General features: G+C 66.8%; 10 protein-coding genes and 1 pseudogene. 7 read left to right on the top strand and 4 right to left on the bottom strand.

Annotated elements, in window-relative coordinates; genetic code table 11:
• Nucleotides 1-475: 475 nt before the first annotated feature.
• The gene (locus E2651_RS37540) at nt 476-1,429 is read right to left on the bottom strand and encodes a site-specific integrase (protein ID WP_135335751.1); all 954 of its coding nucleotides are present in this window, start codon (nt 1,427-1,429) and stop codon (nt 476-478) included.
• Nucleotides 1,430-1,450: 21 nt separating this feature from the next.
• Here E2651_RS37540 and E2651_RS37535 point away from each other — a divergent pair, with 21 nt between their 5' ends.
• From E2651_RS37535 to E2651_RS37520, 4 genes are read left to right on the top strand one after another with little or no spacing between them, the layout of a single operon-like run.
• The gene (locus E2651_RS37535) at nt 1,451-2,236 is read left to right on the top strand and encodes a hypothetical protein (RefSeq protein ID WP_135335750.1); all 786 of its coding nucleotides are present in this window, start codon (nt 1,451-1,453) and stop codon (nt 2,234-2,236) included.
• Nucleotides 2,237-2,296: 60 nt separating this feature from the next.
• Nucleotides 2,297-3,076 (top strand): hypothetical protein, encoded by a 780-nt coding sequence (locus E2651_RS37530; RefSeq protein WP_135335749.1) that lies wholly within the window; start codon nt 2,297-2,299, stop codon nt 3,074-3,076.
• Nucleotides 3,073-3,684, top strand: coding sequence for an AAA family ATPase (locus tag E2651_RS37525; RefSeq protein ID WP_135335748.1), 612 nt, complete (start codon nt 3,073-3,075; stop codon nt 3,682-3,684). Before E2651_RS37530 ends, E2651_RS37525 begins: the two co-directional genes overlap by 4 nt.
• Before the next feature lie 57 nt (nt 3,685-3,741).
• Entirely contained in the window at nt 3,742-4,185 is a 444-nt protein-coding gene (locus E2651_RS37520) for an NUDIX domain-containing protein (protein WP_135335747.1), read from the top strand.
• On the opposite strand, the pseudogene E2651_RS37515 reads toward E2651_RS37520, so the two are convergent.
• The 3 genes and pseudogenes from E2651_RS37515 to E2651_RS37505 form a co-directional block, all read right to left on the bottom strand.
• Nucleotides 4,175-4,381 (bottom strand): annotated as a pseudogene (locus E2651_RS37515) (winged helix-turn-helix transcriptional regulator); the annotation flags it as partial. The gene E2651_RS37520 and the pseudogene E2651_RS37515 overlap by 11 nt on opposite strands.
• A 19-nt stretch (nt 4,382-4,400) precedes the next feature.
• Nucleotides 4,401-4,646, bottom strand: a complete 246-nt coding sequence (locus tag E2651_RS37510) for a hypothetical protein (protein WP_135335746.1) — start codon at nt 4,644-4,646, stop codon at nt 4,401-4,403.
• 146 nt (nt 4,647-4,792) lie between these two features.
• On the bottom strand, nt 4,793-5,206 hold the full coding sequence (locus E2651_RS37505) for a YidB family protein (protein ID WP_135335745.1): 414 nt from the start codon (nt 5,204-5,206) through the stop codon (nt 4,793-4,795).
• Nucleotides 5,207-5,499: 293 nt separating this feature from the next.
• On the opposite strand from E2651_RS37505, the gene E2651_RS37500 reads away from it, so the two are divergent.
• The 3 genes from E2651_RS37500 (at nt 5,500) to E2651_RS37490 (ending at nt 8,837) form a co-directional block, all read left to right on the top strand.
• Nucleotides 5,500-5,955 carry a hypothetical protein gene (locus tag E2651_RS37500; protein WP_135335744.1) on the top strand — a complete coding sequence of 152 codons (456 nt, stop codon included), beginning with the start codon at nt 5,500-5,502 and terminating at the stop codon, nt 5,953-5,955.
• Nucleotides 5,956-6,322: 367 nt separating this feature from the next.
• Nucleotides 6,323-6,742 carry a DUF3052 domain-containing protein gene (locus tag E2651_RS37495; RefSeq protein WP_135335743.1) on the top strand — a complete coding sequence of 140 codons (420 nt, stop codon included), beginning with the start codon at nt 6,323-6,325 and terminating at the stop codon, nt 6,740-6,742.
• Between the two features lie 661 nt (nt 6,743-7,403).
• Nucleotides 7,404-8,837, top strand: a complete 1,434-nt coding sequence (locus E2651_RS37490; RefSeq protein WP_167829010.1) for a S8 family serine peptidase — start codon at nt 7,404-7,406, stop codon at nt 8,835-8,837.
• Nucleotides 8,838-8,929 lie beyond the last annotated feature (92 nt).

Here is an 8,929-nt window from a genome sequence, read left to right as displayed (position 1 = left end):
GTGCGGTCAGGAGAGTGTCCAGATCGGTGTTCACAGCGCGCCCCACGGGTCGAGCCAGTGTTCTACACCACCGATTCTGGGCACTCTCCGTCATTCCGGACAGAGCCAAAGCGCATCAACCATCTAGCGTGCCTGCCACGCCTATACCAGCAACCGCCAGCGGCACCCAGAGGGGAGTAGAAGTCACTCCTCAATGGTCTCAGCCCTGCCGCTGGCTGACGGCAATACTGACGGCAACGACCGCACACACAGGCTCGTGATCGCGAACGTAGGCGCCCAACCCAGACGGCGAACGGGCCCTCTCCCAGGCCCCCGCCCCAACCTACGGATCAGAAGGTTGCAGGTTCGAATCCTGCCGAGTGCACATCATGACCAGCGGCTCCCTTGATCAACGAGGGGGCCGTTCGTCGTTGTGGGAGAAAAACGGGAGAACCCGATCTGACGCCGTTCCAGGCGTCTCCCACGGTGGCCCGGGTCACTTCCGCCCCGCGCCCGGAGTCCATAGCTCCCGCCACTCCTCGGCCTTCAGTGCGGCAAGCGAGTCCTCCCACCTTCGGGTGAGGTCCTTCATCAGGATCTCCTCCATGCCCGCGGTGGGGTGGGCGTAGTGCTGGCTCATCTTGCCGCTCTTGTGCCCCATCCTCCGGTTGCGCAAAACCTCCGGGGTGCCGTCCTCCTCCATCCATGTCTCGTGGGTGTGCCGGAGCTCGTGGAAGTCGAACCCGGGCTTGATCTTGTCGCGGGCTGGCACCCAGAACTCCCGGAAATACTTCGGGCGGAGCACCTTGCCGCGGGCCGACGGGTAGACGTACTCGCTGTCATGGAGGGCGAGCTGCTCGTCGTGAATCTCGCTCAGCCAGTCGGGCAGGGCGAGATCGCGGTACGAGGCGCCCTTGCGGGGCTTGCCGTCCCTGCCCGTGAGGGGTTCGGCCCGGGTATGCACGTACTTGCGTCTGCCCTTGCGACGCTCGTTGTCGCCGCCGTGGTCCTTTATGAGGTCCCGCTTCGAACCCGCCATCTCACCCCAGCGGCAACCGGTGTAAGCGGTGTCGATGATCAGAGGGAAGAACGGCCCGCAGGCCACGGCCAGGCGCAGGACTTCCAACGGGGTCGCGGCTTCGCGCTCCTCCTCGGGGTCGGAGTCGGGGAGGTCGATCATCAAGCAGGGGTTCTTGACGACGTAGTCATCCACCTCCGCGTGCCGCATGATCTGCCGGAACGTCGTGTAGATCGCGTTCAGGTTGCGCCCCTTGACCCCGGCGTCCTGCATCTCCCGCACCCACTCCTGCACTTCCTTGCGCAGGATGCTGCGGAACTCGCGATGCCCCCAGCGGGGTTCGATGTGGACCCGCCAGTGGCTGCGCTTCGAGGCGTCGTTCGGCTTCTCGAACCGCATGCGGTCGAACCAGGCGGGGACGTACTCGCCCATGGTCGTGGTCGTCAGACGCGGGTGAAGCTGCTGTCGAACCTGAGTTGGCCCGAGACACCGTTCGGGGCGGACAAACGCCCCTTCGTCAAGCACGTACAGCTCTTAGCGGGCTTCGCGATGCAGTGGGCCGAAGACGCCGGAGGTCCGATCCCGGTCAGCGCGGCCTCGGTCTTCCTCCCGGTCAAGCGCACCCAGGACACCGAAGTGCGCTCAGATCTCCTGCACTTCGGCTACCGGGTCGCAGTACTGGAGGACCCCGACGATGCAGCCGAGATCCTCCGCTTCACGGATCGCATCCTCGTCCAGGCCCGGCGCCACTCGGCCGGCATCGCCTGGCATGCCTTCGGCGATGACCTCCACGTCACCCAGACCATCGCCACCGAGCGCCTGCCCGGATTCACGGGCGTCGGAGAGGCGTGGAAGGACCGCGAGGAACGAGCACGAGGTATCGCACCGGTCATCGACACGGCCTGGGACCTGGGGCAGTACGCGCTCCCCGAGGAAGCCGCCGTAGCCCATGGCATCCAGATCGGCGACGAGATGGGCAGGTTCGAGGGCCCCGGCGATGTCCAGACCGACTACGACCTCATAGTCGAGGGGGCCAACCCGGCGGGCCTGCTCCTCGAAGGGCTCGCGTTCGACATCCTGAGCCGTGCGCTGGTTACCGCGCTCCTCGGCGGCCGCGCGCTCCAACGGCTGCATTGGGACGCCCCGTTCAAGATGGAGAAGGCGATCGAACTGGAGGCGTGGCATGCCCTGTCCGCCATAGGCGGCGACATGCCCGCGCCCACTCAGCCGACCCAGTAGCGTCCCGCGGTGGTGGGAGCAGCCACCAGGGCGCTCCCGCCACCGCCCCCGGAGGCCCACGTGATCACCAGCACCACCCTGCCCCGCTCCGGCCGACTTCCCCGCAAGCGCAGCGGAACCATCAGACTCGCCTCAGTCGATGTCGAGTGGACGAAGAACTACCGCGTGAAGAACGGCAATCGGCCCTTCTGCTACTCCCTCGTCATCCTCGACATCCCTGCCGCCGGCGACTCGGCAGACCTGACCGGCATCCCCTTCGCGTACGCCAGCGCGTACATCGAGAGCGCCGACGAAACCGGCGCCCTCGTCGGCTCCGCCGCCGAGACGATCCGCGCGACGGCGAGCAGCGCCGACATCATCACCGGACACCAGCTCTGCTCGGACCTCGCCGTACTCGAGGCGACCGCAGACCAACCCCACGCGCCCCTTACGGAGGCGCGCGCTGCGTGGAAGGAGCGCCGGGCCCCAACCGAGGGCCAAGCGCGCTACCTCGACACCCGATACGACGCCGGCCACCTCCTCACCGGCGCCTCCCGCCGCCTGGTCGACGTATGCACCGAACTTGGTCTGGACGTCACCCAGCCCGAACTCCGCAATACCTCCATGACCGCCCTGCACCGCCACTGGCTGGAGCACAACGACGCCACGGCGCGCGAACGCATCAGCGTCCTCAACCTGCGCCACTCCCTGTCCACCGCCTACGTCGCCGCCCACGCGGAAGACCTTGGCCACTGGGACCCGAAAGGCTTCAACGTCAACCAGGCCCTGGCCCACGGCGCCGCGGGCGCATGGCCCTGGCTCACCTCGCAGACCTTCACGAACCTACTGGGGGATACATGACCATCCGCGAATGCGCCGTGATCGCCATCGAAGGCACCCAAGCCGCCGGGAAGACCACCCTCGTCAACGCGCTCACCGCCCACTACCGCGAGCAGGGCATCAACGTCACCAACACCGGAGAGCCAGCCCGCACCAGCCCTTTCATGGAGGCCATCGTCCTCCACGGTCAGGGCACCTTCGATCTCGTCGCCGAACTCGACCTCTTCGCCCAGCACTTCACCGTGCCACTCCGCGCCGCCCGCAACCACCGCCTACTAGTCACCGACAAGACCCCCGCCAACGTCCTCGCCCTGGCCCGCCTCGTCCTCGACCCCACCGAGCCCGGCACCGCCGAGACCCTCATGGCAATGCGGGCAATGTGCCGGGCCTGGATGCCCCAGGCGTACGACCTCGTGATCAATTGCCGCGACCGCTTCGACCAGAAGGCCGGCGGAGACCGCTTCCGAGAGAAGGTCCTCAACCTCCAAGACGAGGCCGAGACGGCCATCTACCAGGCATGCAAGGACAGCCGGGTCGCCATAGCCGAACTCCCCACCGGTCTGGACACTGCCGAGCGTGTCCAATGGATCGCCGAGCAGGTTAGTGAGCGGGGACTCGCCGCGGCCTGACACAGGCCAATCTGTCGATAGGGTCCCTACCGCGCCACGCCCGCCGGGAGGGACCCTTTGGCACGTCCGCACACCACCGTCGACGCCATGGTCATCCTGGAGCGAGACGGCCATCTACTGCTCGTAGAGCGCGCCGGTACCGGCTATGACGACGGCCTCCTCTGCCTCCCTTCAGGGAAGGTGGACCCCGGCGAGAGCGCCGCAGACGCCGCCGTACGCGAAGCCCACGAAGAAGTCGGCGTCGATCTCGACCCCGCGGCGCTGACCCCCGTGCACGTGATGCACTTCCAAAACCGCGAGGGCGAGAGCCGCATCGGCTGGTTCTTCGCCGCCGCCGACTGGGAAGGCGAGCCGTTCAACGCCGAGCCCCACAAGAGCGCGGGCATCGCCTGGCACCGCGCCGAGCAGCTCCCGGAGAACACCGTCCCGTACAACGCCCTCGGCGTCGCCCACTACCTGAAGGGCGAGCCCTTCTCGTTCCACGGATGGCTCAAGGAGTAAGCCCGCAGTGGGGGCAGCGGGCGCTGACCCTGCCGCGGGTCTCCACGATCACCCCCAGTTCACGCAGCCGCCGAAGGTGATAGCTGACAGTGGCGATGCTGGACAGGCCGACCGCGGCCGCCAACTCACGGAAGCTGGGGGCCTCGCCGTATCGGGCGATGTGCGCACGGGCGGAGCGGACGATCCGTATCTGTGCCTCGGTGAGGGGGCCGCGGTCACGAGGCCCTCACCTCGCGCTCCTCTACGGCGCGCGCCTGGCGTCGGAGCTCAACTCGCGCGGCTGGCGCACCGCCCGGGATCGCTGACCAGTAGGGATGCGAGACCAGCCGGGCAGAGAGCCGGTGAAGGCGACGCCGCAGTGCTGCTGTGTTGCGGGGGCGAGGAGTGGCGAGCGCGTCGTACGTGCGGGTCCAGGCGCACTGGAGCTCCACGAGATCGTCGGGGAAAGTCATGGACGGCATGCGCCGAGTCAATCATGTGTTCGATTTTGTCGGCACGCCCGACTCGCGTTTCGAGGCGGTGTGTCCTGTGCCATCGAATGTTGAGCGTGTGCCACGGAACTTTGATCATGCCTCAGGGCGGCCTGATGCCCTCTTCAGCCGGTCAGTCAGCCTAGTAGCGGGCCGGTCACGCCGAGGTCGATTTCGAAGTTGCCCAGGAGGTCGACGTTCAGGCTGCCTACCACATTCTGGCTGAGCCCGATCACCACTATGCCGGCCGTGGTTGTGCTGCTCGGGGCGACGCTGCGCACGGTGAACGGGGTGGTCCGCTCGAAGGTCTCGGTTGCTTGGGCGATGAGTGCGGGGTCATCGGTGAGGGTGCCCTCCGGGGTGACCGTGTCCACGAACGTGGGCAAGGCTTCGGCGAGCTGATCCGCGACGGTCTCTGTGCTGCTGCCGGCCTTGTCCGCAAGAGCAGCCAATGGCTCGGTGCCGGTCTGAGCGAGCAGCTCTTCACCGGAAATCGGTTCGTTTGTGCCTGTCGAGATCCAGGACTGGGCGGCTTCGGACAGTGATGCCATGGGAGTGCTCCTTCCGGGAAGCGTCTCCGTGATGATCCCATGACAGAACGTGCTCGACGGTCGGAACTGAGGATTCGCACGACGGCTCCCCTGACCTCAGTACCCGCGTGCTCAACCTTCGATGGCATTCGCTCAAGGTTCGCTGTCGCAGGACACGGTGGCGCGAGTGTCCTGTGCCACCGAAGTTGAGCGTGTGCCAGGGAAGTTTGAGTGCGAACGTCAGGCGTAGCCCCTTATCGCCGTGGGAAGGTCCATGCGGCGGCACCAGGCCGCCCAGGAGGAGGCACAGAAACATGACCGAGAAGACCCCGAAGGGCGACGCGCCGGCAGGCGAGCGACTGCCCTTGGACCAGCCCGCGGCACTGACCGCTACGACAACCAACGGCGTGATCACCTTGACTTGTGGTGCTGGGAACATGATCCAAGGAGCGATCCCTGTGGTGGACGACGAGGGAAACCTCCTCGCGGTGTACACCGCAGGCCCGACCCCCACTCCGAAGTCATCAACTTCGAACAATCTCGGTGGCGAGATCTCCGGCGACATCAGCATCAACGGGGAACTCAGTGGCTCAGGCACCGTCAGCGCTGGAGGCTCGGCCAACGGCAACGGCTCGTTCACCACGCCGAACTTTGAACAGGGCCAGACACCCAGTTTCACCAGCACCAACGGCAGCAGCGGTGTCAGCGGCAGTCTCAGCGGTTCGCTCGGAGCAAGCGCCGCGTTCGAAGGCACCTTCCGCATCAGATAGTTGCCCCGTCTCTGTCAAACTGGACCCCGTCTCAAGTGACTTGGACTGGAAGGCTCGTGGCGGACCAGGTCACTTGAGACACCCAGGTCAAACGCGGTGCACACCCGTTCGGCGTGCCGACGACGCATCTTCGCGGACCAGATCAACTGAGATTTGGCTCGTCGGCGCATCTCAGTGCGTTGTGGCAAACCGGATTTCGTTCGAGGTGGGCTGTCCCGTGCCACCAACCTTTGAGCGCATGCTGGCAGAGACTGATCAGGAGTCAGGGTGGCGTCGAGTCTGATCGCAGACGGGGATCGACGCGTTGTGTATCTGATTGGCTGCGGATGGGAGGCGCGACAGTCGCGTCCGGACCACAGGAGCAGGCATGAGCACAGCGGAAGAACGGACCAACCCGGCAGCCCAGCTGGGCTTCCAGCCGGGGCAGGTCGTGCAGGAACTCGGCTACGACTACGACGACGTGGAGAAGGAGCTTCGCGAGGCCATCGAGGAGCTGACCGGCAACGACCTGGTCGATGAGAAGTACGACGATGTCGTCGATGCCGTGATCGTCTGGTTCCGTGACGGGGACGGCGATCTTGCTGACGCCCTGGTCGACGCGACGACGCTGATCGAAGATGGCGCCCTGATCTGGCTGTTCACGCCGAAGTCAGGACGTGACGGGCACGTCGAGCCCTCAGACATCCAGGAGGCCGTGGTGACGGCCGGCCTTCAGCAGGTCGGTTCCGCCACAGCGGGCAGGGACTGGAACGGCCTGCGCCTGGCCACCCCCAAGGCGTGGCGGTAGCAGCCGGAACGGGCCTCATGAGGGGCACAGGCGCCCAGTCCGGAGCGTCGGGGTGGGCGCTTTCTCGCGCGCGGCGATGGGTCGGCCCTGCGGGCCGAGTTCGTACCCCAGTGGCTCCGGGGCCAGTGTCTGCTGTCATCTAGCTGAGGCGTTTGACAGCGAACCCAGTCGTTTCGGCTTCCTTGCCAGCGAGTCACGATTGCTCGGAGGGCTAGGTATGTTCTGCGGACACCGTGATGCTCCGCGGGGTGGCAGTCGGCGAGGGCCGGGCGCGTTCTCGGGGCGGGGAACGCGTGGGAGAAAAGTGGGAGAACAGCGCCCCGCAGTACCTCGGTTCTACTTCGTTGTAGCTATCGCTAACCATCCGCTGAGCTGCGAAGGAACCAAGAATCCCCAGGTCAAAAACCTGGGGATCATGGTCTACGGATCAGAAGGTTGCAGGTTCGAATCCTGCCGAGTGCACAGCAGACCAGAGGCCCCGACGAGAAATCGTCGGGGCCTCTGGCTTTGTGCCCGAGGGCCTCGGTGATCGTGCGAGCTGGTTGGGTTCCTGACCCGCTCACGTTCGGGTGACGGTGCGCTCGGTGTGGACGACTCTGCGGGCACCATGCTGCTTGTCCGGCCTCGGACCTCCCCGGGGCTCGCGTTGAGGAGCAGCCTGGTGCACCGTTGTCGTTCTGGCCTGGCAGTCGCAGGCGCTGCCGCGCTGCTGTCCGCGAGCCTGTTCAGCCTGCCGGTGGTCGGCAGTGCCGCTGCCGCCGAAAAGTCGCGCGGCTACATTGTGGTGCTCAAGGACTCAGTGGCCAGCCCGGCTTCGGCCGCCGGTCAGCAGTTGAAGAAGGTGGGCGGCACCCGGACAGCTGTGTACAACCAGGCCCTCCGCGGCTACGCGGCCACCCTGACCCCGGCCCAGGCCACCGCGCTGGCCAAGGACTCGCAGGTGCGCTTCGTCTCGCCGCAGCGCACCTACAAGTCCGCCCCGCCACGCCCGCCACGCCCGCCGCGCCGGCTCAAGACGACCGTCGGCTGTGAGACCTTCCCCGACGACCGGCAGTGCCAGCCGCTGTTCATCGACCGCGTGCGTGCCGACCGGTCCTCGACCCAATCCGGTGACGGAAAGGGGGCCGTCAATGGGAAGGTCGCCGTGTTCGAGGGGGGCGTCGCAGCCGATGTGCCGGATCTCAACGTCCGGGGCGGGGTCGACTGCCTCGACGGCAGCCCGGTCGTGCCGGGCCGCAGCCTGGTCGACAACAACGGACACGGCACGCTGGTCGCCGGCATCATCGGTGCCCGCGACGACAACCAGGGCCTGGTCGGCGTGGCGCCGGGCACCCCCCTGTGGTCCGTCCAGGTCAGCGACGACAATGGCGACATCTCGGACGAGGCCCTGTTGTGCGGGATGGACTGGCTGATCTCCACCCGCACCGACAACGACCCCGGCAATGACATCGCGATCGCCAACCTGAGTCTCGGTGAGGTGGATTCCGAACCCCGGGACAGGGACGACCGTCACTGCGGCACGGTCAACCACGACGCACTCCACCTGGCCATCTGCAAGGCAGTGGACGTCGGCATCACCCCTGTCGTGTCCGCGGGCAACGAGCGCGTCGACCTCGCCCGCGTCGTTCCCGCTGCCTACGACGAAGCGGTCACCGTCACCGCGATGGCCGACTACGACGGCAAACCCGGCGGCAGGAAGGTGCCTCCCCTCTGCTACGGCACGGATGAAGGCTTCTTCGGCCAGGCCGACGACCTGGCGAGCCTGGAGTTCAGCAACTTCGCCCGCTCCGGCACCGACCGGCGCCACACCCTCGCCGCGCCGGGTGTGTGCATGGAAGGCAACGCCCCCCTTCCTTTCCACCACACTGTCAACCTCGGCACGAGCTTTGCCGCGCCCGTCGTCTCCGGCGCCCTCGCCCTGTGCATCCACACCCACCGCTGCAGCCACACCAACCCGGCCCGCAACCTCACGACTCTCGTCCGCGACGCACGCGTCTACAACCAGCACGACCCGCGCTACGGCTTCTTCGGCGACCCGCACCGTCCCATCCCCGGCCACTACTACGGCCCCCTCATCGCCGCCCATCGCTACTGACCCCACCGCCTTGGGCCCCCGGCGGACGGAGCGCGCGGAGCGGTAACCAGGACTGCGTGAGACTGTCCGTATGGAGTGGCGCAGTGCGGGGT

The sequence above is a fragment of the Streptomyces sp. MZ04 genome (assembly GCF_004684775.1).
Taxonomy (GTDB): Bacteria; Actinomycetota; Actinomycetes; order Streptomycetales; family Streptomycetaceae; genus Streptomyces.
This window is presented reverse-complemented; position numbering and strand designations above follow the sequence as displayed.

Bases quoted from the DNA above. Each gene is read 5' to 3' on its own strand.
- E2651_RS37540 (WP_135335751.1), bottom strand. From the start codon at position 1,429: ATGGGCGAGTACGTCCCCGCCTGGTTCGACCGCATGCGGTTCGAGAAG.
- E2651_RS37525 (WP_135335748.1), top strand. From the start codon at position 3,073: ATGACCATCCGCGAATGCGCCGTGATCGCCATCGAAGGCACCCAAGCC.
- E2651_RS37510 (WP_135335746.1), bottom strand. From the start codon at position 4,646: ATGCCGTCCATGACTTTCCCCGACGATCTCGTGGAGCTCCAGTGCGCC.
- E2651_RS37505 (WP_135335745.1), bottom strand. From the start codon at position 5,206: ATGGCATCACTGTCCGAAGCCGCCCAGTCCTGGATCTCGACAGGCACA.
- E2651_RS37500 (WP_135335744.1), top strand. From the start codon at position 5,500: ATGACCGAGAAGACCCCGAAGGGCGACGCGCCGGCAGGCGAGCGACTG.
- E2651_RS37495 (WP_135335743.1), top strand. From the start codon at position 6,323: ATGAGCACAGCGGAAGAACGGACCAACCCGGCAGCCCAGCTGGGCTTC.